Origin of the sequence: Tenacibaculum sp. nBUS_03, from assembly GCF_051201695.1 — a bacterium.
Classification (GTDB): Bacteria; Bacteroidota; Bacteroidia; order Flavobacteriales; family Flavobacteriaceae; genus Polaribacter.
In genome coordinates, this window is record NZ_CP179214.1 from 4,230,809 (window position 1) to 4,255,935 (window position 25,127).

22 protein-coding genes are annotated in these 25,127 nt (G+C 30.2%); 13 read left to right on the plus strand and 9 right to left on the minus strand.

The window, feature by feature from the left end; all coding sequences use genetic code 11:
- Positions 1–22: 22 nt before the first annotated feature.
- Complete coding sequence (locus ACMFBB_RS19235) at positions 23–2,662, plus strand: valine--tRNA ligase (protein ID WP_435262353.1); 2,640 nt, start codon at positions 23–25, stop codon at positions 2,660–2,662.
- An 81-nt stretch (positions 2,663–2,743) separates the two neighbouring features.
- Here ACMFBB_RS19235 and folD read toward each other — a convergent pair whose 3' ends face one another.
- From folD to ACMFBB_RS19270, 7 genes are all read right to left on the minus strand, one after another.
- Positions 2,744–3,622, minus strand: a complete 879-nt coding sequence (gene folD / locus ACMFBB_RS19240; RefSeq protein WP_435262354.1) for a bifunctional methylenetetrahydrofolate dehydrogenase/methenyltetrahydrofolate cyclohydrolase FolD — start codon at positions 3,620–3,622, stop codon at positions 2,744–2,746.
- A gap of 91 nt (positions 3,623–3,713) precedes the next feature.
- A complete protein-coding gene (gene ffh, locus ACMFBB_RS19245; RefSeq protein ID WP_435262355.1) occupies positions 3,714–5,042 on the minus strand; it encodes a signal recognition particle protein in 1,329 nt (442 codons plus the stop codon).
- Positions 5,043–5,140: 98 nt separating this feature from the next.
- The gene (locus ACMFBB_RS19250) at positions 5,141–5,665 is read right to left on the minus strand and encodes a DinB family protein (RefSeq protein WP_435262356.1); all 525 of its coding nucleotides are present in this window, start codon (positions 5,663–5,665) and stop codon (positions 5,141–5,143) included.
- A 592-nt stretch (positions 5,666–6,257) separates the two neighbouring features.
- The gene (locus tag ACMFBB_RS19255; RefSeq protein WP_435262357.1) at positions 6,258–6,794 is read right to left on the minus strand and encodes a GNAT family N-acetyltransferase; all 537 of its coding nucleotides are present in this window, start codon (positions 6,792–6,794) and stop codon (positions 6,258–6,260) included.
- Positions 6,795–6,880: 86 nt separating this feature from the next.
- Positions 6,881–7,078, minus strand: a complete 198-nt coding sequence (locus ACMFBB_RS19260) for a DUF1572 family protein (protein WP_435262358.1) — start codon at positions 7,076–7,078, stop codon at positions 6,881–6,883.
- A gap of 228 nt (positions 7,079–7,306) precedes the next feature.
- Positions 7,307–7,771 (minus strand): peptide-methionine (R)-S-oxide reductase MsrB, encoded by a 465-nt coding sequence (msrB, locus tag ACMFBB_RS19265; protein WP_435262359.1) that lies wholly within the window; start codon positions 7,769–7,771, stop codon positions 7,307–7,309.
- The gene (locus ACMFBB_RS19270) at positions 7,768–8,640 is read right to left on the minus strand and encodes an alpha/beta hydrolase (protein WP_435262360.1); all 873 of its coding nucleotides are present in this window, start codon (positions 8,638–8,640) and stop codon (positions 7,768–7,770) included. The genes msrB and ACMFBB_RS19270 overlap by 4 nt, the downstream gene beginning before the upstream one ends.
- A gap of 123 nt (positions 8,641–8,763) precedes the next feature.
- On the opposite strand from ACMFBB_RS19270, the gene ACMFBB_RS19275 reads away from it, so the two are divergent.
- From ACMFBB_RS19275 to ACMFBB_RS19325, 11 genes are all read left to right on the plus strand, one after another.
- A complete protein-coding gene (locus tag ACMFBB_RS19275) occupies positions 8,764–9,573 on the plus strand; it encodes a M48 family metallopeptidase (RefSeq protein WP_435262361.1) in 810 nt (269 codons plus the stop codon).
- Positions 9,574–9,643: 70 nt separating this feature from the next.
- Positions 9,644–10,939, plus strand: coding sequence for an MFS transporter (locus ACMFBB_RS19280; RefSeq protein WP_435262362.1), 1,296 nt, complete (start codon positions 9,644–9,646; stop codon positions 10,937–10,939).
- Between the two features lie 146 nt (positions 10,940–11,085).
- On the plus strand, positions 11,086–13,506 hold the full coding sequence (locus ACMFBB_RS19285) for a hypothetical protein (RefSeq protein WP_435262363.1): 2,421 nt from the start codon (positions 11,086–11,088) through the stop codon (positions 13,504–13,506).
- Entirely contained in the window at positions 13,470–15,854 is a 2,385-nt protein-coding gene (locus tag ACMFBB_RS19290; RefSeq protein ID WP_435262364.1) for a hypothetical protein, read from the plus strand. Before ACMFBB_RS19285 ends, ACMFBB_RS19290 begins: the two co-directional genes overlap by 37 nt.
- Before the next feature lie 284 nt (positions 15,855–16,138).
- A complete protein-coding gene (fdhA, locus tag ACMFBB_RS19295) occupies positions 16,139–17,326 on the plus strand; it encodes a formaldehyde dehydrogenase, glutathione-independent (protein WP_435262365.1) in 1,188 nt (395 codons plus the stop codon).
- Positions 17,327–17,433: 107 nt separating this feature from the next.
- Positions 17,434–17,832 (plus strand): GlcG/HbpS family heme-binding protein, encoded by a 399-nt coding sequence (locus ACMFBB_RS19300; RefSeq protein ID WP_435262366.1) that lies wholly within the window; start codon positions 17,434–17,436, stop codon positions 17,830–17,832.
- 65 nt (positions 17,833–17,897) lie between these two features.
- Complete coding sequence (locus ACMFBB_RS19305; protein WP_435262367.1) at positions 17,898–18,401, plus strand: hypothetical protein; 504 nt, start codon at positions 17,898–17,900, stop codon at positions 18,399–18,401.
- A gap of 13 nt (positions 18,402–18,414) precedes the next feature.
- Complete coding sequence (locus ACMFBB_RS19310) at positions 18,415–19,056, plus strand: MIP/aquaporin family protein (protein WP_435262368.1); 642 nt, start codon at positions 18,415–18,417, stop codon at positions 19,054–19,056.
- Positions 19,057–19,058: 2 nt separating this feature from the next.
- Positions 19,059–20,057 carry an NADP-dependent oxidoreductase gene (locus ACMFBB_RS19315; RefSeq protein ID WP_435262369.1) on the plus strand — a complete coding sequence of 333 codons (999 nt, stop codon included), beginning with the start codon at positions 19,059–19,061 and terminating at the stop codon, positions 20,055–20,057.
- Between the two features lie 195 nt (positions 20,058–20,252).
- A complete protein-coding gene (locus ACMFBB_RS19320; RefSeq protein ID WP_435262370.1) occupies positions 20,253–20,867 on the plus strand; it encodes a Crp/Fnr family transcriptional regulator in 615 nt (204 codons plus the stop codon).
- Positions 20,868–21,482: 615 nt separating this feature from the next.
- The gene (locus ACMFBB_RS19325) at positions 21,483–22,559 is read left to right on the plus strand and encodes a sphingomyelin phosphodiesterase (RefSeq protein WP_435262371.1); all 1,077 of its coding nucleotides are present in this window, start codon (positions 21,483–21,485) and stop codon (positions 22,557–22,559) included.
- Between the two features lie 389 nt (positions 22,560–22,948).
- On the opposite strand, the gene ACMFBB_RS19330 is transcribed toward ACMFBB_RS19325, so the two are convergent.
- A complete protein-coding gene (locus tag ACMFBB_RS19330; protein WP_435262372.1) occupies positions 22,949–23,986 on the minus strand; it encodes an L-dopachrome tautomerase-related protein in 1,038 nt (345 codons plus the stop codon).
- A 19-nt stretch (positions 23,987–24,005) separates the two neighbouring features.
- Complete coding sequence (locus ACMFBB_RS19335; protein WP_435262373.1) at positions 24,006–24,605, minus strand: NAD(P)H-dependent oxidoreductase; 600 nt, start codon at positions 24,603–24,605, stop codon at positions 24,006–24,008.
- A gap of 107 nt (positions 24,606–24,712) precedes the next feature.
- Between ACMFBB_RS19335 and ACMFBB_RS19340 the strand changes: the two genes are divergently transcribed.
- The gene (locus tag ACMFBB_RS19340; RefSeq protein WP_435262374.1) at positions 24,713–25,066 is read left to right on the plus strand and encodes a winged helix-turn-helix transcriptional regulator; all 354 of its coding nucleotides are present in this window, start codon (positions 24,713–24,715) and stop codon (positions 25,064–25,066) included.
- The last annotated feature ends 61 nt before the right edge of the window (positions 25,067–25,127 follow it).

The following is a 25,127-nucleotide window of genomic DNA, read 5'->3' on the forward strand; positions in this document are numbered from 1 at the left end:
TGGCTAAATATAGTAAAAACATATGAATATTCCATCAAAATACAATTCTAAAGAGGTAGAAGGAAAGTGGTACGAATACTGGATGAAACATAATTATTTTCATTCTGAAGTAGATGATCGTGAGCCATATACAATTGTAATACCGCCACCTAATGTCACAGGAGTATTACATATGGGACATATGTTAAACAATACAATTCAAGATGTTTTAATTCGTAGGGCTCGTTTACAAGGTAAAAATGCTTGTTGGGTTCCTGGAACTGATCATGCTTCGATTGCTACTGAAGCAAAGGTAGTAGCAAAACTGAAAGAACAAGGAATTAATAAAAACGATTTAACACGTGAAGAATTTCTTGAGCATGCATGGGAATGGAAGAATGAATATGGAGGAATCATCTTAGATCAATTAAAGAAACTAGGTGCTTCTTGTGATTGGGAAAGAACTTCTTTTACCATGGATCCTGCATTATCTGAATCAGTAATAAAAGTGTTTGTTGATCTTTATAACAAAGGATTAATATATAGAGGGTATCGAATGGTAAATTGGGATCCTGAAGCTAAAACAACCTTATCAGATGAAGAAGTAATTTATATAGAAAAACAAGGAAATCTTTATTACTTAGAATATAAAATTGAAGGTTCTGAAGATAAATTAACGATTGCAACCACACGTCCTGAAACTATTTTTGGAGATACAGCTATATGTATTAATCCGAATGATGAACGTTTTACTCATTTAAAAGGTAAAAAAGCGATTGTTCCTTTATGTAATAGAGTAATTCCAATTATTGAAGATGAGTATGTTGATGTTGAGTTTGGAACTGGGTGTTTAAAAGTAACTCCAGCTCATGATGAAAATGATAAGGTTTTAGGAGATAAGCACAACCTGGAAGTAGTTGATATTTTCAATGAAGATGCTTCGCTAAATTCTTTTGGTTTACATTACGAAGGTAAAGATCGTTTTGTGGTTCGTAAAGAGATTACTAAAGAACTAGAAGAAAAAGGTTTTTTGGTAAAAACAGAAGTGCATACTAACAAAGTTGGAACATCAGAACGAACTAAAGCTGTAATAGAGCCAAGATTGTCTGATCAATGGTTTTTAAAGATGGAAGAGTTAGCTAAACCAGCCATCGAAGCTGTTTTAGGAGAAGATAGCGATGTTAAGTTATATCCTAAGAAATTTGAGAATACATACCGTCATTGGATGGAAAATGTTCGTGATTGGAATATTTCTCGTCAATTATGGTGGGGACAACAAATTCCTGCTTATTATTTTGGAGATGGTAAAGAAGATTTTGTGGTTGCTGAGAGTAAAGAAGAGGCATTAATCTTAGCAAAAGAAAAAACAGGGAAAACTACGTTATTAGTGTCTGATTTACGTCAAGATGAAGATGCATTAGATACTTGGTTTTCTTCTTGGTTATGGCCAATGTCTGTTTTTGATGGAATAAGAAATCCAGAGAATGAAGAAATTAAATATTATTATCCTACAAACGATTTAGTAACTGAACCAGATATTTTATTTTTCTGGGTTGCACGTATGATTGTTGCTGGATATGAGTATAAAGATGAACGTCCGTTTGAAAATGTTTATTTAACTGGGTTAGTTCGTGACAAACAACGTCGTAAAATGTCAAAATCGTTAGGTAATTCACCTGATGCACTCAAGTTAATTGATGATTTTGGAGCAGATGGAGTTCGTGTTGGTTTATTATTGAGTTCAGCAGCAGGTAATGATTTAATGTTTGATGAAGCTTTGTGCCAACAAGGTAAAGGATTAGGTAACAAAGTATGGAGCGCTTTCTATCTAACAAACTTATGGGAAGTTTCTGAAACTATTGGGCAACCAGAGTCTAGTAAATTAGGTTTAGCATGGTATAAAGCTAAATTTCAGCAAGTATTAGTTGAAATTGAAGATCATTATAGTAAATATCGTTTAAGTGATGCTTTAATGGCTATTTACAAATTAATTTATGATGATTTCTGTGGTTGGTTACTTGAAATTGTAAAACCAGCATATCAACAACCAATTGATGTAAAAACGTATAAGGAGGTAATTTCAATTTTTGAAGATAATTTAAAAATCTTACATCCTTTTATGCCATTTATCACAGAAGAAATTTGGCAAACAATGGCTGATAGATCTCCTGAGGAAGCTTTAATTATAGCTAAATACCCCATGGTATCTGAATTTAATAAGGAGTTAATAAGCGAGTTTGATTTTGCTGCTAATATTGTTTCAGGAATTAGAACTATTAGAAAAGAGAAAAATATACCATTTAAAGAAGTAATAGAATTATCAGTTGTGAATACTGAAAATTATACTCAGAATTTTGATCAGGTTATTCAAAAATTAACGAATACCTCAGTAATAGAATATGTTTCTGACAAAGTAGAAGGAGCAGCATCTTTTAGAGTAAAATCTAATGAATATTTTGTGCCAATTTCTTTGGATAACATCGATGTTGAAGCTGAAATTATAAAGTTACAAGCTGAATTAAAAAGAGCAGAAGGGTTTTTGTTTGGAATTCAAAAGAAATTATCTAATGAACGATTTGTAAATAATGCTCCAGAACAAGTTATTACTTTAGAACGAAAAAAAGAATCTGACACCATAGCTAAGATTGAAACAATAAAAAAGAGTTTGGTTAGCTTAGAGTAAAGAAATATTTTTATAACTATAAAAAAGACTACAATATTTGTTATTGTAGTCTTTTTATTTATCTCAATTATTTTTAATTGATTAATTTTCTTGTCTATACAGTGCAAGTAAGGTGTTTTTCAAAAGCATTGCTATTGTCATAGGTCCAACACCACCTGGAACAGGAGTAATGTGAGAGGCTTTTTCAGACATTTCATTGAAATCAACGTCACCAACTAATCTGAATCCATTCTTTTTTGAAGAGTCAGCAACTCTTGTAATACCAACATCAATTATTACAACTCCTTTTTTTACCATATCACCTTTCAAAAATTCAGGAATACCTAGGGCAGCGATAATAATATCAGCTTTTTTTGTCACTTCTGATAGATTTTTAGTCCTACTATGTGTTAAAGTAACAGTAGCATTTCCAACTTTTCTTTTTTGAGCTAATAAAATACTCATTGGACTACCAACAATATGACTACGTCCAATTACAACTACATCTTTTCCTGAAGTTTCAATATTATAACGTTCTAATAATTCTAAAATACCAAATGGAGTAGCTGATATAAAAGTAGGAAGATTTAATGCTAATTTACCAACATTCATTGGGTGAAAGCCATCTACATCCTTTTCAGGGTCAATAGCCATTAATATTTTTTGCTCATCAATATGATCAGGTAATGGTAATTGAACTATGAAACCATTAATATCTTTGTCAATATTTAAAATTGCGATTTCGTTAAGTAATTCTTCCTCTGAAGTTTCTTTAGGTAAACGAATTAAAGAAGATTCAAATCCAACGCGCTCACAAGCCTTTACTTTAGCATTTACATAAGTTAAACTTGCCCCATCACTTCCTACAATAATTGCAGCTAAATGAGGTGCCTTTTTATCTTGTTTTTTTAGTTCTGCTACTTCTAAAGCAATTTCTTCTTTAATATCTGCCGATGTTTTTTTACCGTCTAGTAATATCATGTAGTGTAATGTTGTTGTGTTGTGTTTATTGTTATTGTAATGTTTTTATAAAAGTAAAAAGAGAAGTCTACAGCTTCTCTTTTTTATATTTTTATTTCATTCCTTTCATCATTTGCATCATTTTTCTTCCGCCACCACCTTGCATCATTTTCATCATTTTGCTCATCTGGTTAAACTGCTTCATTAATTGATTGACCTCTTGAACAGAAGTCCCGGATCCTTTTGCAATTCTTTTTTTACGACTTGCGTTAATTACGTTAGGAGTACTTCTTTCTAAAGGAGTCATTGAGTGTATAATGGATTCTATCCCTTTAAAAGCATCATCATCAATATCAACATCTTTTAGAGCTTTACCAGCTCCAGGTATCATTCCAACTAAATCTTTCATGCTACCCATTTTTTTGATTTGTTGAATCTGACTTAAAAAGTCATCAAAACCAAATTGGTTTTTAGCAATTTTCTTTTGTAATTTTCTAGCTTCTTGTTCATCATATTGCTCTTGAGCACGTTCAACTAACGAGATAACATCTCCCATTCCCAAGATACGATCAGCCATACGATCAGGGTGAAAAACATCAATAGCATCCATTTTTTCACCGGTACCAATAAATTTAATTGGTTTGTTTACTACTGATTTAATTGATAAAGCAGCTCCACCACGAGTATCACCATCTAACTTTGTAAGTATTACACCATCAAAATTTAAAAGGTCGTTAAAAGCTTTAGCTGTATTAACAGCATCTTGCCCAGTCATAGAATCAACAACAAATAAGGTTTCTTGCGGATTTACAGCTTTATGAATATTAGATATCTCTGTCATCATTTCTTCATCAACAGCTAAACGACCAGCTGTATCAATGATCACTACATTTTTACTGTTAGCTTTAGCATGTTTAATTGCGTTTAAAGAAATTTCAACAGGATTTTTATTTCCTTCTTCAGCATATACCTCAACACCAATTTGTTCACCAACAACTTGTAATTGATTTATAGCCGCTGGACGATACACATCACAACCAACTAATAAAACTTGTTTAGCTTTTTTAGTTTTTAAGTAGCTAGCAAGTTTCCCAGAGAAAGTTGTTTTACCAGAACCTTGTAAACCAGACATTAAAATAACAGTTGGTGAACCTCCAAGGTTAATACCCACAGTGTCACCTCCCATTAAATCAGTTAATTCATCTTTAACTAATTTAACCATTAACTGCCCGGGGTTAAGTGTTGTTAAAACGTCTTGACCTAAAGCTTTTTCTTTTACTCGCTTAGTAAATTCTTTCGCTATTTTAAAATTAACATCGGCATCTAATAAAGCTCTACGAACTTCTTTCAATGTTTCAGCAACATTAACTTCTGTGATTTTTCCGTGACCTTTCAGCGTGTGTAACGCCTTATCTAGCTTCTCGCTTAAATTATTAAACATGTATCGGCTTCATTTTTAGAAGCACAAATATAGGAATTTTGAACGAGAAGATTACGATAGTTTTGATGAAGATTTATTGTTTTATAACTTTCTGTTTACTAGTGTTTTTGTTCAAGTATTCTAGCATGATGTTCTGTATGGTAGGCTGTCCACATAATTATTTCACGTACAGGCATTTTGCCCATTAAAGGATGTGGAAGTATTAAATTATCTAGATCTTCATTTTTCCAACGTTTCGTTTTATGCTGTAGTTTTTTGTTTTGTATTTGAAGTGTTGTTAAAAGTTGTTTGTATTGTTTTTCACTTGGTGTACTTACTTTTTTATTAAATTCTTGTGCTTTTTCTTTATTTTTAGATAGTTTATCTTGGTATTTTTTAACAATAGCTTCATAAGAACGCACCTCTCTATTTGAAGTTCCAAATTTGTACTTAAGAATAAACTTGGGAAAACTTAATGCATGATTCACTTTTTTTATAGAATTAACTAAATGAACAATATGTTGGCCAGTGGTCCATTTCCCTACGGGGCCTTTTTGAAATGAATCTTGTGGTTGATTTTTTATCCAATCAAATAATTTTTGATGTTTGTTTTCTAATATTTCATTGATGGCTTCTTTGTTCATATTCAGGTTGTTTTAGTCTTTAAATTTATGAAATTTTAATGAATTACGTTTGGATATATAAGTTCAATAGTATATTTCACCTTTTTTATAATTTTCACATCTCTAAATCAAAAATAAATTCATTACATAAATAAAAGTTTTTAGTAATTGCATACTAGCTTATCTTGTTATCGCAACATAATGATTCATAAAAACATTTACAGTATTGAATGAAATTGAAGTATTGTAAACTGATTTTTAAATTTAAGTTTTTTAAAGAGTGATAGTTTTTTTAAATTAATACAAGTAGTTGGAAAAAGTATAAGCTTAGATTTCTATTTGTCTATGACACTCTAGAGTAATGAATGAATATTTTAACCAATTAAAATTAAGTAATACTTACACAAAATAAACTAAAAATATAGGTTCTAATTGTTATGCTTTTGGATTTACAATTAGCTTGTTTAAAAAGGATTAATACGATAACAATTTATATAGGTTACTTCTAGTAATAAAGAAAAAAGAAATAATTTTATTAAATATCGTTTTAATTAAATACGGGGAACAGAATAGGAAGCTAGTTAATTAAATAATGGAGCGCTCAAGGCACTTTTTAACTGTTACTTTTTGTATATAAAACACAGTTCTCTAACGCAGGATAATCTTTTAACAAAGGGTGTTTAAATTCTTCTTTTTTTGTCATTCCTATTTTTTTCATAACAGTAATTGATGGAGTGTTTACAATGGGCGCTACTGAAACGATTTCATTTAAACCTAAAATGTTAAAACCATACTCGATGCATTTTTTAGCTCCTTCTGTAGCATATCCTTTACCCCAAAAGTTTGGTGACAATCTCCAACCTATGTCGATTGAAGGGGTAAAAGACGCTTCATATGTTTGTTCAGAAATACCAATAAAACCAATAAATTGTTTAGTATCTAGTATGTCAACAGCAAAATAACAAAACTTATTTTTAATAAATTGTTGTTGCATTCTATGAATAAACTTTTCACAATCTTCTTTTGAAATTGTTGAAGGGAAGTATTTCATAACTTCAATGTTCGAATTTATTTCGAATAAATAGTTAATATCTGAAATTTCCCAATTTCTAAAACCTAAACGTTTTGAAGTAAAAAGATAATCATGCATAAAACAAAAGTATTAATTTTATAATTCATTTGTAAAATGTTTTTTTGATTATGTTTTATTAAATTTTTCTGAAGAGTTTTAGGAATTTATAGTGGTTGCCAATTATCATTTTGTAGCAATTTACTTAAAAATAAAATTTGTACAATTCGATAACGATAGTGGTAAATTTGTCTATTTATAGCTTCAGTTACTGTATATTCTTGGTTTCTTATATAAATTACATATTTTGAGCCGCTGTTTTTTAATGATTTTATGATGTTTAAAAATAATCCATCCTTGTTCACAGTATATGATTATACTTACTTTATAACTATAGATATTTACAAATTAATCAATTCTTTGTCTTTTTCCCCTTTTTCAGTACAAGTCCTTGTTCTTCTTTTAATTGATTGAAGGCACTAATCTATTATGTTTTATAATACGTAATCTGTTTTGTTATTCTTATCTAAATAAGAGTTTTCAATAAAAACTACTAGTTGTTTTATTTTTAAAATAGTCATGTTCTGTGAGAGCTATTTTTGAAGAATAAATTCTAATGCAACACCATTAATACAATGGCGTTTTCCAGAAGTTTCACTAGGGCCATCATTAAATGAATGTCCTAAATGCCCTCCACAAGTATTACATTTAAGTTCAGTACGAGCATATCCAATTTTATAATCTACATCTAGCTCTACATTTCCTTTTATAGCTCTATCAAAAGAAGGCCAACCTGAGCGAGAATCATATTTATGTTTGGATAAATATAAAGGTGTTTTACAGGCAGCACATACATAAATTCCTTTTTTATAATTTTTGTTTAATGGGCTAGAGGCAGGTCTTTCAGTTCCTGCTTCCCTTAAAACATAATATTGCTTTGGAGTTAGTATTTTTTTCCATTCACTATTAGGTTTTGAAATTTTATATTTTTTGTTTTGAGCAGCACTAGGAAAACTCAAAAAAAGACTTATGATAATTATTAAAATGTAGTTTTTCATGTGTTATTTTGGATGAAATCTATAATTTTAGAAGTAACATTTTTATCACGTAAAATTTTAGTGTGGCCTAAACCTTTAGTAATTAAAAGCTCTCCTTTTTTTATACTTTGACGAATGTTTAAAGCACAACTTACATCAACATCTCCATCAAAACTATCATGAATTATTAAAGTTGGTATTTGTATGTTCTTCGCAACAATACTAGAAGAGTGTTCATCAATATTTTTTCCCCATTGCTTGTCATATAAATACTTTATTTTCTTGGCTATTATAGGTTTTATTTTTAAGCTTTTTGTGAAATTTAAAAGAATATCAGAAATTTTATCAGCAGCACCTATCGTTACTAGTTTTTTTGCTGGTAAACCATCAGAAACTGCATTGTACAAGCAAAGTCCCCCAAATGAGTGTCCAATTACCGTTTCAAACGGACCAAACTCTTCATTTATTTGTTTAATAGCTTCTAGAAATTCAGGCATTGATGTTGTTTTTCCTGATGATTTTCCATGCGCAGGGCCATCAAAAGATATAAACATATAACCTTTCTCTAATAATTTATCAGCTGTCATAAACAGTTGAGTGCTTCTACCAGCCCAGCCATGGACAAATAAAACTTTCTTTTTTGAGTAACCATATGATAATATTTCTATTTCTTTATCAATAGTTTTAATGAACATTTTTTTCTTTTGAGCGCTTTTATAAAGTGCTTTTTCTCTTTTAGGAATAGAGAAATTAACAGGAGTAATAAATAATTTTGAACCGAATTTAGTAACTAAATTAGAAGATATTGCTTGTAAAAAATTAGCTAGAAGAGTTATACTTTTTGGTATTTTTATACTTTTAGGATTTTTACGGATACTTATAAAATTCATTAAGATAATTTTTACGCTAAAGATAGAATTTGTAAATTTAAAGATATAATTTTGGTTATAGTTTGTGACATATGCTTTTACTTTGTGTCATAATTTATAAAACCACGACAAAATTAAAAAGTAATGAAAAAAATATTAGCTTTAGTTTTCATAGCTATTCTGTTTGTAGAATGTAGTACTGTTCCAATTACTGGAAGAAAACGTTTGAATATTGTAGGTGATTCTCAAGTTTTACCCGCTAGTTTTGCACAGTATAAAGGTTTTTTAGAAAAAAACAAGTTGTCTAAAGATGTAGCCAAATCAAATCAAATAAAAAGAGTTGGAAAAAAAATATCAGCAGCAGTTGATAGGTTTATGCGTGCAAATGGAATGACTGCTGAAGCAAATTCTTATAAATGGGAGTTTAATTTAGTAGATGATAAAACTGTAAATGCTTGGTGTTTACCGGGAGGTAAAGTTGTCTTTTATACTGGTATTATGCCAATATGCGATAATGAGAATGGAGTTGCAGCTGTAATGGGTCATGAAGTTGCACATGCTTTTGCAAAACATGGCCAAGAAAGAATGACAAGTGCATATGGACAACAATTAGGAGGAATTGCAGTTGCATTAGGAACTAAAAATAATGAAAATTCTCAGCTTTGGAACATGGCATATGGTATTGGTTCACAAGTAGGAATGTTATCTTTTAGTAGAACACATGAAACGGAAGCAGATAAATTAGGCTTGGTTTTTATGATTATGGCAGGTTATAAAGGAGAAGAGGCAGCTGAAGTATGGGTTAGAATGAGTAAACGTGCTGGGTCAGGTAAATCTCAGCCAGAGTTTTTAAGTACGCATCCTTCAAATGAAACACGTATTCAAACATTAAGAGCCTTTTTGCCTGAAGCGAGAAGTTTAGCAGCAAAGTATAATGTACCAGTTAAAAAGTAAAATATAATTTTTAAATATACTATATTGCAATCCGTTCGATTTATCGAACGGTTTTTTTATTTATAAGATTATGTATAAAATAGGTGATAAGAAATTAATCAATGCTTGGGCTTTTTATGACTGGGCAAACTCAGTATATTCATTAGTAATTAGTACAGCAGTTTTTCCGCTATATTATAGTGCAATTTCCGATGGAAATTCAGTGTTATTTTTAGGAATTACTTGGGAGCATCCAGATAGCTTGTATAGCTATGCTTTATCCTTTTCATTTTTAGTGGTGGCGTTTATTTCCCCTATTTTATCTGGTATAGCAGACTATACAGGAAGTAAGAAAAAGTTTATGAAATTTTTCTGTTGGATGGGAGCACTATCTGTAATGAGTTTATATTTTTTTGATAGTATAGATACTGTTTGGGTTGGGATAGTTTTTACAATTTTAGCAAGTATTGGTTTTTGGGCTAGTTTAGTTTTTTACAATGCGTATTTACCAGAGGTAGCCTTGCCTGAACAGCAAGATAGAGCCAGTGCTAAAGGTTTTATTTATGGATATGTAGGATCTGTTATTTTATTGATAGTAAACTTAGTATTAATTCAGATGCCCGATGTATTTGGAATTACTTCAGGGATGGCTTCTCGCGTTTCATTTGTAATGGTTGGTTTATGGTGGTTAGGTTTTGCTCAAATAACATTTAAACGTTTACCAGATGATATTTATAATAAAAAACCTGAGAATGATTATATATGGAAGGGGTTTAAAGAGTTACAAAATGTATTAAAAGAAGTAAAGCAATACCCTACATTAAAACGTTTTTTAATTTCATTCTTTTTATTAAGTATCGGCGTACAAACTATTATCTTAATGGCAGCAATTTTTGGTTCTTCTGAACTGGGGCTGGAGCCAACAAATATGATTATAACCATTTTATTGGTACAAATTGTAGCAATAGTAGGTGCGGCGTTGTTTTCTCGTTTATCTGAAAAGTGGGGAAACATAAAAGCTTTAAAAGTTACTTTGGGAATATGGACTCTTGTTTGTTTTTGTGCTTTTTTATTAGATAAAAATCAAGAAAACGTCGGATTCTATTTTTATGGACTAGGAGGTTTATTAGGATTGGTACAAGGCGCTATTCAATCATTAACACGCTCTACTTATTCTAAATTATTACCTGAAACTGAAGATCATGCTACATATTTTAGTTTTTATGATGTTACTGAAAAAATAGCAATCGTATTAGGAACATTTGTTTATGGTTTTTTATATGCAAAAACAAATTCAATGCAATGGAGTGTATTATGTTTAGCTGTTTTCTTTTTAGCTTCATTTATTATTTTGAGTACTTTAAAGAAAACGAAATACGTTTCTTAGGAGTATTATATTGAATGACTTTTTAAGATATAGTTGGTTTTCATACTACACTTTATCTTGATGAAAATTACTTTTTTAAGTAAACATATTCTTTACTAATAGTAAGGAATTTGAACTCTAGTTAGTACAACTTATTTTATTTTTTTATGAATTCAATTGCACCTTCTGAAATAATAATTAAAGGAGCTAGAACAAACAATCTGAAAAATATTTCATTGCGCATTCCGCATAATAAATTTATTGTGGTTAGTGGAGTCTCAGGATCAGGAAAGTCAAGTCTTATTTCTGAGATAATAGCTAAAGAAGGGCAACGTAGGTACTTTGAAACATTACCTTCTTTTGCAAGGAAATTTTTAGGTAAGTTGAATCGTCCTGATGTAGATGAAATTGAAGGTCTTTCCCCTGTGATTTTTATTGGCCAACAAACAGCAGGAATTCATGCTCGATCTACAGTTGGAACGATGTCAGATATTTATGATTTATTACGATTGTTATTTGCAAGAACAGGAACAGTAAGTGAAAACATTTTATTGTCTCGCGCTCTTTTTTCTTTTAATTCTGAAGTAGGAAAATGTAAACGTTGCAATGGAATAGGAAAAGAAGAACAAATAGATTTAAATAGTTTAATTATTTTTCCTGAAAAATCCATTAGAGAAGGTGCATTAGCGCCTACTTTACCAAATGGGTATATTATGTACTCGCAAGTTACGATTGAGGTACTTAATAAAGTATGCAATGCTGAAGGGTTCAATGTTGATGTTCCATGGAATAAGTTAACTAAAAAACAGCAAAATGTTATTTTATATGGTAGCACTAAAATAAAGGTGCCATTTGGTAAGCATAGTCTTGAGTCTCGTTTAAAATGGACAGGTATTAAGGCTAAACCTCGTGAAGAGGGATATTTTAAGGGAATGATACCGATTATGTCGGATATTTTAAAAAGGGATAGAAATGCTAATATTCTTAAATATGTGCATGCTGTAACTTGTGATGACTGCAGTGGTAATCGGTTAAATAAAAAGGCATTAAATGTTCGTGTTCATGGAAAGTCAATAGCGGAAATTGTTACTTTAGAGTTGACTGAACTTAAATCATGGATAAGAACTAATTCCTGGAGAGATGTAGCTATTGAAATTGTAAATAAGATAGAATCTCAAGTTAACTTACTAGAAGATTTAGGATTGGGACATTTAACTATTGATCGTTCTTCGTTTTCACTTCGTTCGAGTGAAATTCAACGTATTAGAATTGCCAATCAAATTTTAACACCATTGAGTAGTGTGCTTTATATTTTTGATGAACCTTCAATAAGCCTACACAAACATGAAAATCAACGATTAATCTATCATTTTAAAGAGTTAGTAAAAAAAGGAAATACAGTTATTGTAGTAGAGCACAATTTAGATACAATTACAAATGCTGATCATATTATAGATATTGGTCCTAAAGCTGGAATTAATGGAGGGAATCTCGTTTTTAATGGGCCATTTGAAGAATTTATTAAGCAGAATAACTTAAAAGAAATCAGCCCAACATATAGAGCAATAAATAAGGTTTGTTTAAAGGAAGTTTTAAAGAAAGAAACTAAAAATGGTTTTATCCATCTTGTAGGGTGTCATGAAAGAAACTTAAAGTACATAGATGTTAAGTTTTTGCTTGGAAAGTTGAATGTTGTTAGTGGTAAATCGGGTACAGGAAAAGCCAGTTTGGTAAAAGAAACCTTGATTAAAGTTATAGAAGAAAAGTTAGGTAATAAAACTCCAAAACTACCAAAACTTGAAAGTTATAAAAGTATTGACACTATTGATAAATTAGTTTATATTGATCATACTCCAATAGGCAAAACACCACGAAGTAATCCAGCTACTTATATAGGGTTATCTGACCATATTCGTGATATCTATGCAAAGCAACCTGAATCAAAATTATTAGGATTTACTAAATCTCGTTTTTCATTTAATAACAAAGGGGGAAGATGTGAAGTTTGTCAGGGTGCTGGGAAAACACAAATAGGGATGCATTTTTTAGGTACTATTGATTTAATTTGTGGTAGCTGTAATGGAGATCGATTTAATAAAGAAACACTTCAAGTAACATATAATGGATTGTCAATTGCCGATATTTATAAGTTATCGGTCAACGATGCGATAAAATTTTTCGAAGGACATAAAAAAATAATTCAAGGACTTTTTACATTACAAGAAATAGGGCTTGGATATTTAACTTTGGGACAATCATCAACAACTCTCTCTGGTGGTGAAGCACAGCGTATTAAAATAGCAAATCAGTTACAAAAAAAAGATACGGGTAATACGTTGTATGCTATTATAGAACCTAGTATTGGTTTACATCAAGATGATATTGAGTCACTATTAAACTTGTTTAAAACTATTCAAAGTAAAGGGAATACAATTGTTTGTGTTGAGCAAAATCAAACAATTATTAGTGCTTGTGAGTGGCACATTGAATTAGGCCTATTGGGGGAGGTAAAGGAGGAGAAGTTCTTTATCAGGGTGTTCCAAAACCCACTATGGAATACAGTAAAGGTAAAATTAGTAATGAAATAAAAAAAGTTGATTCTAATGAGATAGTATTAAAAGGAGTAACAACTAATGGGCTTAAAAATATAAATGTTCGTTTTCCTAAAAATCAGTTAACAGTTGTAACTGGAGTTTCTGGTAGTGGAAAATCATCTTTGGTATACGATACATTATTTGCTGAATCAAATAGTCGATTCATTGAATCATTATCTACATACAATAGAAGTTTTTTAAAACAAAATAGTAAAGCTGAATTGAAATCTTTTTCTGGTTTAGGTCCAGCAATTGGAGTTAATAGAAGAGGGGGGGCTACTTCGAATAGATCTACTGTAGGAACTTTATCAGGCATTTATGATGCATTTAGATTATTGTATTCTAGAATTGCTCAGTGTGATGAAAAATTATATACAGCTCAACATTTTTCTTTTAATCATCACTTGGGAGCTTGTCCAAACTGTGAGGGTATTGGTGTAAAGCTAAAATGTAATCCTGATGAGGTAATTGTTTTTCCAGAAAAGTCAATCTTTGATGGAGCAATATCTACCAATAAAGCCCTTGCTTATTATTCAGATTTAAATGGCCAGTTTATGGCAATTCTTAAAGAGATTGCTAAACAAAAGGATTGGAATTTGGAGCTTCCTTGGAAAGATTTAGACGAGGTTATTAAAAATACAATTCTTTATGGGACTGGGGAAGTAATATGGAGTCTTATATGGAATTTTAAAACTAAATCAAGATCAGGAAGTCAAGAACTAAAAGCTAAATGGTTAGGCTTTTGTAATTATATAAATAGTGAATATCAACGAAAGATTCACAATAAAAATATTAAGAATTTAGAGAGCTTATTGCATGAAGTTGAATGTTATACTTGTAAAGGAAGCCGATTAAAACAAGAATTATTAGGTATAAAATTCCTTGGTAAAAATATTCATGAAATATCTAAGCTGACCATCGTGTCTTGTTTTAAATTAATAGATAGTATAACTACTTACCATGACAATGTCGTAAAAGAAATTAGTAAAGCAGTTTTACCATCAGTAAAAGAATCATTAAGAACGATTATAGATTTAGGTCTTGGTTATTTAAGCCTGAACAGATTGGTCATGTCACTTTCTGGAGGAGAGCGTCAACGGGTTACTTTGGCAGGACAATTATCAAGTCATCTTTATGGAGTAACGTATGTATTGGATGAACCAACAATAGGATTAGATGATAAACAAGTTGCTATTTTATCAAAACTATTAAAAAAAATTGTAGCAAACGGAAATACTGTTGTAGTTGTTGAACATGACATTTCATTTATCAAAAAAGCTGATTATCTTATTGAAATGGGGCCAGGTTCTGGTAGTTTTGGAGGTGAAGTACTATACCAAGGCAAGATTGATGGTGTTAAAAAGTTAAAGCAGCTAATTACTTGTAAATTATTTGATATAAATAAAAATAGTATAAAGAAAACACATAATAGTAAAGGTGCTGCTTTTGAAATAAAAGGAGCTTTTGCTAATAATCTTAAAAAAATAGATGTATTATTTTATTCAGGACAAATAATAGCGATTACGGGTGTTTCTGGAAGTGGAAAATCTAGTTTGATTAAAGATGTATTATTTACTTCTTGGTTGAAAAGCAAACCAGTAAATTGTTATTCGTTAAAAGGGCTTGATCAATTTGATGATATATTACTAATTGATCAGAAAATTTTAATTCAAAATAGGCTTGGTACCCCTGCAGTATATACTGGAATTATTGATAGTTTAAAAATAATATTTTCAAGAACCGAATTTGCTAAAAAGGAAGGATTAAAAAAAGCTGACTTTTCTTATCAAAGTAAAAGTGGAAAATGTAGTACTTGTGCTGGATATGGTAAAGTAAAAACCAGTATGGACTTTATGAGTGATATATGGCTACTATGTGACACTTGTAAAGGTATGCGGTATAATGATGATATTTTAGCCTGTAAATATAATCAGTATTCAATAGGAGAAGTGTTGAAAATGACTGTAGTTGAAGCAATCGATTTTTTTAAAAAAGAAAAAATTATCTTGGAACAGTTACATATATTGAAACAAGTAGGAATTGGGCACTTAGTTTTAGGACAATCAGCAAATACACTGTCAGGTGGAGAATCTCAACGATTGAAACTTTCAGTATCTATGATGCAAAAGAAGAAAGGAAAAACTTTATATCTTTTTGACGAACCAAGTATTGGTCTTCATTACTTTGATAACGTACAATTAATAAATGTTTTTCAATTATTAGTTGATGAAGGAAATACTGTATTGTTTATTGAACATAATAAAACGTTAATTGATTCTGCTGATAAAGTAATTAAATTAGGTCCTGGTAGTGGAGATAAAGGAGGAGAACTAATTTCTTAAATTAATTCCGTTTTAATTAATGTAATTTGAAATCATGATTTTATTTTTAGGCATACTAAAATTCTTTCTAAAATTAAATATTCTGTAACTAAAGTATTTAAAACTAGGTTTAAAAAAGGATTTTCTATCTAGAATTTTCTAAGTGATTTTATAAAGGATTTATGTCAGTAATAGTGTATTTCTAGTTCAGAATAGAACTTCTAAAATTTGACCTATTTTCATAAATGCTTTTGTAAGCGGACGAATATTTTTGTGAGACTTTAAAAACTTAAAAAATATTTATTATGTGTAAAAATCACGGTGTCACTTATGTCGGACAAGGACAAGTAGAAGTGAGAGAAATAAACTATCCTAAACTAGCTTTAGGTGATAGGAAGTGCGAACATGGAGTTATATTAAAAGTAGTTTCTACAAATATTTGTGGTTCAGACCAACATATGGTTAGAGGTAGAACAACAGCTTCGGCAGGTTTAATTTTAGGACATGAAATAACTGGTGAAGTTATCGAATGTGGTAATGATGTTGAATTCATAAAAAAAGGAGATCTTGTTTCCGTTCCTTTTAATATTGCTTGTGGACGATGTAGAAACTGTAAACAGGGACTAACAGGAATCTGTTTAAATGTAAACTCTGAAAGACCTGGAGCCGCATATGGTTATGTAGACATGGGAGGATGGCTAGGAGGTCAGTCAGAATATGTTATGGTACCTTATGCAGATTTTAATTTATTAAAGTTCCCTAATAAGGATCATGCGATGGAAAAAATAAAAGACCTAACAATGCTTTCAGATATTCTTCCTACAGGGTTTCATGGAGCTATAACAGCAGGTGTTCAGGCAGGTTCTATTGTATATATTGCTGGGGCTGAACCAGTAGGTTTAGCCGCAGCAGCTAGTTGTCATTTATTAGGAGCAGCGGTTGTTATTATTGGAGATTTAAATCAAGAAAGATTAGCACATGCAAGAACTTTTGGATGCGAAACTATTAACCTTGCAAATGGTATTCCAATAGAAGAACAAATAGCTATGATTGTTGGTATTCCTGAAGTAGATTGTTTTATTGATTGTGTTGGTTTCGAGGCTGTTAGTCATAGTGGTAAGTCTTTTGAAGAAAAACCAGCTGTTGTTCTTAATCAGGCTATGGCTATAACTAGAGCTGGTGGTCAGATAGGGATTCCAGGGCTATATGTTACTGAAGACCCTGGTGCTAAGGCTAGTGAAGCTAAACAAGGAAGCCTAAAGATTCGATTTGGTTTAGGTTGGGCAAAATCACACTCTTTTCATACTGGACAATGTCCAGTAATGAAGTATCATAGACAACTTATGAATGCTATTTTGTATGATAGAATTGATATTGCTAAGGCAGTTAATGTAGAGGTGATAAGTTTAAAAGATGCTCCAAAAGGATATGCTGAATTTGATAAAGGAGTTGCTAAAAAGTTTGTAATTGATCCTCATGGCTTGATAGCTTAGATAAAATTGACCTGTTTTCATAATTTAATGAACTGTTTTAGTAATGTAATACGATGACTCCAGTAGTATTTTTGTAAAAAATTAAAACAATATTAAAATAGAAAATTATGAATATTACATTAGCACAAGCTGAAAAAATTATTTCAGTAGCAAAAACGAAATCTAAAGAAATAGATACAAAAATGAACATTGCTGTTGTTGATGCAGGAGCAAACCTTGTTGCGTTTTCTCGTATGGATGGAGCATGGTTAGGTTCATTAGATATTTCAATAAAGAAAGCAAAAACAGCTCGTTTTTTTGATATGAACACAGGAGTTATTGGAGAGTTATCTCAACCTGGTCAACCTTTGTTTAATATTGAACATTCAAATAATGGATTAATAACTTTTCCAGGAGGTGTTCCAGTAAAAAACAAAGCAGGAGAAATAATTGGAGCTATTGGAGTAAGTGGTAGTTCTGTAGAAAATGACCATATCGTTGCAGAAGCTGGAGCATTAGCTATCTAATTTTAAAAAAACAATAGAACAGGAGGTATGAGTAATTTTCCTCCTGTTTTTTTATTATGTTAAAAATGAAATTAATAATAATCACACTATTATCAATCAGTTTTGTGAGTACTGTGTTTTCACAAGAAAAAGAACAAATAAAATACCCAAATGTATCAGGTTTTATTGGAGGAGCAGTTCCGATAACATCTTTTACTAAAGATGGATTTTCAACAAATTTTAATAACTCAACTACTTTGGTTTTCCCATTTGGATTTAATTTTAACAAATCTGATAAATTCTCATATTCTATTGAATTAGACCCAGTAATTACATTCAATAGAGATTCTTCATCATTAACCAATGTAGCTATTTTACCAGGTGTTTTGTTACATAGTAAAAAGTTTACTTATGGTATACGAGCAGCTTTTGAGATAAAGGGTAGGTATGGAATGAGTTTTTCTATTCTTAAAAGTCTTTTAAAAACAGAAACATCAAGTATTGTTTTAGGAGTACCAATTGACATAAGAATAGGAAATAATTTACCTATTAGTTTTGGAACTGGGATATTGGTCGTAGTAGTTATCTAACAATTAAAAGAATATGAAAAAATATATAGCTGAAGGCATTGGTACGTTTGCTTTAGTTTTTTGTGGTACAGGAGCAATTATTATAAACGAGCAAACTAATGGAAGTTTAGGGTTGTTAGGCATTTCTTTAGTTTTTGGATTAATTATTAGTGCCATGATTTACGTTTTTGGAAGCTTTTCAGGTGCACATATTAATCCATCTGTAACTATCGCTTTAGCAGTAGGGAAAATTACTCCTAAAAGAGAGGTTGCCTTTTATATTTTGGCACAAATTCTTGGAGCTATTTTGGCAAGTACAATTTTAAAAATTATTTTTCCTAAAGCTGTAACATTAGGAAGTACAATTCCTTCTGGTGATTTAGCTCAATCATTTATAATAGAACTCGTTTTAACGTTTTTTTTAATGATTACAGTTTTAGGAGTAGCATCAAAAAAAGAATTTTCAAATGTAGCAGGGCTTATAATTGGATTAGTTGTTACTGGAATTATTTTAGTTGCAGGGCCAATCTCAGGTGGATCATTTAATCCAGCAAGAAGTATAGCACCCGCGATTTCAACCGGTAATATTTCAACACTTTGGATTTACATTATAGCTCCAACATTAGGTGCAATATCAGCGATGTTAGTATGGAAAATATTTAATAAAGAAGCATAAAAATGAGAGCAGTACAATTTACAGGTTACGGAACAATCTCTAAAAATGTAAAAATTTCTGAAATTGAAAAACCAACTATTAACAAAGAAGAGGTGCTTATTGAAACTTATGCCTCGAGCGTAAATCCAATAGATATAAAAGTAATTGAAGGTAAATTAAAAAGTATTAGTAATTTTAATTTACCAACAACTTTAGGATATGATGTTAGCGGAATTATCATAGATAAAGGTGAAAATGTTATTAATTTTAATGTTGGAGATGAGGTTTTTTTAAAAGTAAATAAACAAGGAGCTTTTTCAGAATTTGTTGCTGTAAATCAAAGGCTTATTAATTTAAAACCTCAAAATATAACATTCAAGGAAGCCGCAAGCTTACCATTAGTAGGACTTACTGCAATTCAGTCTTTAAGACGTGGGAGGTTAAAAGCTGGAGATAAAATTCTTATTCATGCAGGTTCAGGAGGAGTTGGTTCTTTTGCAATTCAATATGCAAAATCTATTAAAGCTTATGTGTATACCACAACAAGTACCGAAAATGTAAATTGGGTAAAAAAACTTGGAGCTGATAAAGTTATAGACTATAAAACTGAAGATTACACCGCAATTGTACAAGGTGTTGATATGGTTTTAGACACACTAGGAAATCAATTCACTAAAGATGCTTTTAAGGTAATAAAAAAAGGAGGAAAAGTAATATCGCTTGTAGGGCCTATTGATAAAGAAACTGTAAGTCGAATGAAAATAGGGGTGTTATCTTCTTTGTTTTTAGCTTGGAAAAGAAGAAGAATAACAACACAAATAAAGAAAAAGTCTGCATACTATAGTTTAGTTTTAATGAAAGCAAATGCAAAACAACTTAATGAAATTAAAAAACTAGTAGAATCAGGAAAAGTAAAAGCTACTATTGATAAAGTATTTCCTTTAAGTGATACTTTAAATGCGCTACTTTATGTGAAAAAAAGACATGCTAAAGGAAAAGTTATTATTGATATCAAAAAATAAAGATGTAATTATTATTAGTCAAAAAAGTGTATGAAAACTTATAGGCTGTTTTCCTCACTTGTTGGTTAAGTGACTTAATCTTTTCACCCACATTTTATCTATTTATCGTGAGCTTTTGAATGTGAAATCAGTTCTTAGATTACACAACTAAATATTACATTATCACATTATTTACAAATTAATATACACAATTAAATGCTAGATGTTTTCTTTAAACAACTTGGGGTTTATGAAAAAGAACTTCAAAATGAAATTCGTAAAAACGCTATAATAACAGAACACAAAAAAGGTGATTTTCTTATTAAAAACAATAATTATATAAAAGTATTAAAAATTGTTTTAGAAGGAAGAGTTAGAGTTTATCAAGAAAGTGAAGACCGTGAAATTCTTATTTATTATGTGAAAACAATGGAAAGTTGTACATTATCGCTTTCCGCTTGTTTTGAAGATTGTAAAAGCACTGTTAATGCTATTGTTGAAGAAAAATCTATCATATTAAACATACCTATTAGATTCGTAAAAGATTGGAGTTATAACTATAAATCATGGAATAACTTTGTTATAAATACTTTTATAAAAAGTTACGATCACTTAATTCATCAATATGCAAATTTGGCGTTTAAGCCATTAAAAGATCGCTTGCTTGATTATCTTATCTCTAAGACTAAAGAGGATGTTGTATATAAATCACATCAAGATTTAGCTAAAGAATTGGGAACAACAAGAGAAGTTATTTCTAGATTGCTTAAAAAATTAGAAGCAAGCGGTAAATTGCGTCTTAGACAAAAAAAAATTCAAATGTTAAAATGAATTAATAGAGTTATATGGTTAGTGTCTGTTTTCTTTTATTCATTTTAATAAATAATCATTCTCAACAATACTATTAAAACCTTTTGGTAATATACATAAATAAGGATGTCAATAGCTAATGCTTCCAATTAAATTAAGACTATAGAGAAATACTTGTTTCCTTAGCATTTAACTAAGCTATACTAAGAGTGTAAATAAGAGAAATACTTTTTTGTTTTTTCTTTAAAGTATACTAAAGCTTACCTTATTATTTTCACTGTAGTTTTTTAGCACAATTCATAGATACATAAGGTTGCTAAACTCTTAAGATACCCTTGCCATTAATATTATCAACTATAAGGATTTATGAAAACTTCATAATAAATAATAGCTTTATTTTAGATTTCTATTCTAGTTTTGAACGACTATTGAAATCATAATTGTTCTAAATATCAGTTAGTTAGCCAGCTAAACAATAAATAACTTTCCTTGATCAAAAACTAAAGAATTTCTATCATACAATAAACAAGTCTTTTATTGACTAAATAAATTTAGCAGTTGTGCTAAAAGGCACAGGTTTTAAACCTTAAGTCTTAGTTTCTTTGTCCTACAAACCTTAAAATAAACAAATATAAAATGAATTTTTTTCTAGAAATTAAAAAAATGACTTTAATTAAGTCACTCGTAATTGCGTTATCAGTAATAACTTTTTACTCTTGTCAAGTTGAAGAAGATACTGACATCGCTAATCCCATAAGTACAAGTTCAAGAGCAAGGCAACAGAAAACAGTTAAATTGAGTGTAATGAGCTACAATGTTTATCAATTACCACAGTCAACTATAGATCTTGGTGGATATGGTTATAAAGAAGCAGAAAGAGCAAGGGCTTTTGCAGCAAAATTTCAAGATCTACAACGACGAAATGAAACTCCAGATGTTTTGGTTATTCAAGAAGCATTTAATAATAAAATACGTGACGTATTAAACTCAAATGATTTTAAATCAATATATCCACACAGAACTAGACTCTTAGGTAGTAGCTGTTATGGTATTCATTCAGGAGATTGTGGAGTAGACATTACCAATGTTAATGGAGGGATTAGAATTTTCAGTAAATACCCAATTGAAGATACAGCTGAACATATTTGGGTAGCAAAAACATATGTTGAAGGATTAGCAAATAAAGGAGTAAGCTATGCTGCAATTCGAAAAGATGGAGAAAGATTTCATATTTTTGGAACCCATACAAATTCAGATTCATTAGGTTCTGAAGAAGAAATCAGAGTAAAACAATTTCTTGAAATGGCTGATTTTGCATTTGTTCTAGCTACAAACAGGAATATAAGTAGGAATGAACCTATTATATTTGCTGGAGATATGAATACAGAACATAGTGAGAAATCTGTGATGTTGAATATTTTAAACTCGCATTTAAATTTTCCAAATATAGAATATACAGGAGCAGTAGATCACGATGAAGCTAGTTATTCTTATAAAAATTCAGTCGTTAAAAACACATATCTTAAAGAAGAGGGGGCAGATCAATTGTATAATAATACATTAGATTTCGTGGTGTATTCTAGAGATTATAAGCAGCCTGAAGGAAGACCTCAGATGAAAGTGACTCCATTGAAAGCACATAGTGGAAGTGGATATTCTGGAGATATCTCTGACCATCATCCTGTAGTGGTAGATTTCACTTTTAAATATTAATAATTATAAATAGTATTCATTTCATCTAGTATAGATGAGTAGAATTGGAAAAACTATAAGAAATAATAAAAAAATGAATTATTAACGTATAGTGATCATTCATAAAAGTTTATATAGTGAAAACATCTAAAAGAAAATTCACAAAAACTTAGAGTTTTTTATGATTATTTATTTGTTGAATGATTTATGCGGGTGATAAAAATTGATAGCTAGATTGATGATTTATAAAAGAATTAAGCTACTAGTTTATGTTTAAATCATAAAAAGTACTACTAAACTTTTTAATTAAACTAAGGCTTAATGATTATTGCCGTTTTCCCCTTTCTGAATATAGTCGCAGTAATTTCAAATTACTGCGACTTGTTTTATTATAAATAGATGTGCTTATGTTAGTATACTTTGGTTCTAAAAATATAATAAGGAGCTTTCCCTAAGTCCTTGTTACCTGTAAAGGCAGGTGTTTTGTATAATTGATTTACTGCAATGTATAACCATCCATTAGGGCCAAATCTTACATTATCAGGAAAGTCTATTTTTTTGTTCCTGAGTAAAGGTTTTAGCTCCCCATTATTTGTAAGTATATCAATACCAAAATTCTGTGGGTTTGTAAAATAATGGTTTCCATTTAAATCTATGGTTGCTCCATCAGAAACTGGTTTGGGTCCAACAACTTTTATTTGTTTTGAGATTGAATAATCATTACGTCCTTCTCTAAATAATTTAGTTGGCAATTTATACCATGTGGTTCCATTCATTGCACCATAAAATAAGGTTTCATTATCAGCGCTTAATGTTATTGGATTAATCGCTACACGCGCTGGTTTTCCTCCAAAATGAATTTTTTTACCTTTGATAATCATATCTACGTTCTCAGCTTCAACGCTTTTATGAGTAAGTCTTCTTGCAGTATTGTTTTTAATATTTATAGCTATAATTCCTGGATTAGCAATATCAGCTAAATAAACCCAACCATTCTCTTTATCAACAGCTAAATCTTGAATAAAACTTCCTTTAGGAGCTATTTTTTTAGACAAGTTATATCTAAAAACTTGTTTACCTGTTGCTATGTCAAAAGCAAAAAGACGAGTTTTTCCTAAATTTAACCCCATATCTATTACCCAAATCCAATTGTCTTTATCAACCACAATACCTAATGGGGTGTCAAATTTACTATCGTTTGGCGCATTAGTAACGTTTTGTATTTTTTTATTTGGATAAGGTTTATAACTGGATTTTCCAGTAATTTCAATAAGCTGCATTTTGGAACTTCCTAAGGGGTGCAAAGTTACAAATACACGCCCTTTATTACCAACAGCTACATTTCCTGGTCTTTTATCTAGTTCGGCAACGATTTCAAGGTTTTCTTGCCCGAAACTTATTTGAATAATTGCTATTAAAGTTATTATTGTTACAAGAATTTTTTTCATATTTTGTATATTTTATTTTTTATAAAGATTGTAGTACAGTTTCTATATTTAATCTTGACTTTGGATTTATTGATGGTTGATTATTATCACGTATATCTCGATAACCTATTGCTACGGCAAATAATGGAGTATGATTATCTAATTTTAATATTTTAATATATTCGTCTGTTTTAATACCCTCCATTGCTGAAGAATCAATGCCCATTGATGAACATGCACTTAAGAATATTCCTAATGCCAAATATACTTGATTAGCCATCCAGCTTTTTATTCGTGTTTCGCCAAGTGGCTTTACAAACTCATTGTAATAATCAAGTGCACCTTTAGATAAATTAGACTTTATTTGATTTTCAAAAAAGGAACTATTGTTTATGGCACTAAAAACTATTAGGTGACTCGCATCTTTAATTTTAGTTTCGTTGAAGAAAGATTGTTCTGCTAGGTCATTTTTTGTTTTTCCCCTAGTAATAACTGTAAATTTCCATGGCTGGCTATTTATTGAAGAAGGACTAAGGTTTAATATTTTTTTTAAGTCTTCAATTTTTGATTCTGAAATACTTTTAGTAGGATCATATTTTTTAGTAGTGTATCTGTTTTCTATGTTGTTTAAAAAACTCATTATTTTATATGTTTTATTTATACTATATTTTTTATAGCTACAAAATTAAATATAGTTATATATATTTGCAATAACGGTCAAAATGGATAGTATAAATTTTTTAGAATATGTATTGTATAGAAGGTAAAATGTTTCCTTGTAATACTAGTTTAACGATGTATTATATTGGTGGTAAATGGAAATCTGTAATTTTAATTCATTTAAAAAAGAATAAAAAAAGATATAATGAGTTGCGAAAAGAAATTCCTTCTATTACAGAAAGAACATTGAGTTTACAACTAAAACAATTAGAATCAGATGGTTTGGTAAAAAGAAAAGTATATACATCTAAACCTCCTTTAAAGGTAGACTATCAATTAACAGATTTTGGAAAAACTTTAATCCCACTACTTGATGCAATTTCAAAATGGGGAGGAGAAACTGCAAGAACTAATAAAAAAATCGAATTGGTTAAAAAATAATTAATTGTCATAAAGGTATTATAAGAAGGTTTACTAGTCAAATATGTAAAAGAATATTCAG

What these genes read in the sequence shown, in the direction of transcription:
- ACMFBB_RS19270 (WP_435262360.1), bottom strand. Translation starts at nt 8,640, where the DNA reads ATGAATTTTATAAGTATCCGTAAAAATCCTAAAAGTATAAAAATACCA.
- ACMFBB_RS19300 (WP_435262366.1), top strand. Translation starts at nt 17,434, where the DNA reads ATGAATATTACATTAGCACAAGCTGAAAAAATTATTTCAGTAGCAAAA.
- ACMFBB_RS19280 (WP_435262362.1), top strand. Translation starts at nt 9,644, where the DNA reads ATGTATAAAATAGGTGATAAGAAATTAATCAATGCTTGGGCTTTTTAT.
- ACMFBB_RS19320 (WP_435262370.1), top strand. Translation starts at nt 20,253, where the DNA reads ATGCTAGATGTTTTCTTTAAACAACTTGGGGTTTATGAAAAAGAACTT.
- ACMFBB_RS19335 (WP_435262373.1), bottom strand. Translation starts at nt 24,605, where the DNA reads ATGAGTTTTTTAAACAACATAGAAAACAGATACACTACTAAAAAATAT.
- ffh (WP_435262355.1), bottom strand. Translation starts at nt 5,042, where the DNA reads ATGTTTAATAATTTAAGCGAGAAGCTAGATAAGGCGTTACACACGCTG.
- ACMFBB_RS19250 (WP_435262356.1), bottom strand. Translation starts at nt 5,665, where the DNA reads ATGAACAAAGAAGCCATCAATGAAATATTAGAAAACAAACATCAAAAA.
- ACMFBB_RS19315 (WP_435262369.1), top strand. Translation starts at nt 19,059, where the DNA reads ATGAGAGCAGTACAATTTACAGGTTACGGAACAATCTCTAAAAATGTA.
- ACMFBB_RS19340 (WP_435262374.1), top strand. Translation starts at nt 24,713, where the DNA reads ATGTATTGTATAGAAGGTAAAATGTTTCCTTGTAATACTAGTTTAACG.
- ACMFBB_RS19285 (WP_435262363.1), top strand. Translation starts at nt 11,086, where the DNA reads ATGAATTCAATTGCACCTTCTGAAATAATAATTAAAGGAGCTAGAACA.
- ACMFBB_RS19305 (WP_435262367.1), top strand. Translation starts at nt 17,898, where the DNA reads ATGAAATTAATAATAATCACACTATTATCAATCAGTTTTGTGAGTACT.
- ACMFBB_RS19330 (WP_435262372.1), bottom strand. Translation starts at nt 23,986, where the DNA reads ATGAAAAAAATTCTTGTAACAATAATAACTTTAATAGCAATTATTCAA.
- ACMFBB_RS19275 (WP_435262361.1), top strand. Translation starts at nt 8,764, where the DNA reads ATGAAAAAAATATTAGCTTTAGTTTTCATAGCTATTCTGTTTGTAGAA.
- ACMFBB_RS19235 (WP_435262353.1), top strand. Translation starts at nt 23, where the DNA reads ATGAATATTCCATCAAAATACAATTCTAAAGAGGTAGAAGGAAAGTGG.
- fdhA (WP_435262365.1), top strand. Translation starts at nt 16,139, where the DNA reads ATGTGTAAAAATCACGGTGTCACTTATGTCGGACAAGGACAAGTAGAA.
- ACMFBB_RS19325 (WP_435262371.1), top strand. Translation starts at nt 21,483, where the DNA reads ATGAATTTTTTTCTAGAAATTAAAAAAATGACTTTAATTAAGTCACTC.
- ACMFBB_RS19290 (WP_435262364.1), top strand. Translation starts at nt 13,470, where the DNA reads ATGGAATACAGTAAAGGTAAAATTAGTAATGAAATAAAAAAAGTTGAT.
- ACMFBB_RS19255 (WP_435262357.1), bottom strand. Translation starts at nt 6,794, where the DNA reads ATGCATGATTATCTTTTTACTTCAAAACGTTTAGGTTTTAGAAATTGG.
- ACMFBB_RS19310 (WP_435262368.1), top strand. Translation starts at nt 18,415, where the DNA reads ATGAAAAAATATATAGCTGAAGGCATTGGTACGTTTGCTTTAGTTTTT.
- msrB (WP_435262359.1), bottom strand. Translation starts at nt 7,771, where the DNA reads ATGAAAAACTACATTTTAATAATTATCATAAGTCTTTTTTTGAGTTTT.
- folD (WP_435262354.1), bottom strand. Translation starts at nt 3,622, where the DNA reads ATGATATTACTAGACGGTAAAAAAACATCGGCAGATATTAAAGAAGAA.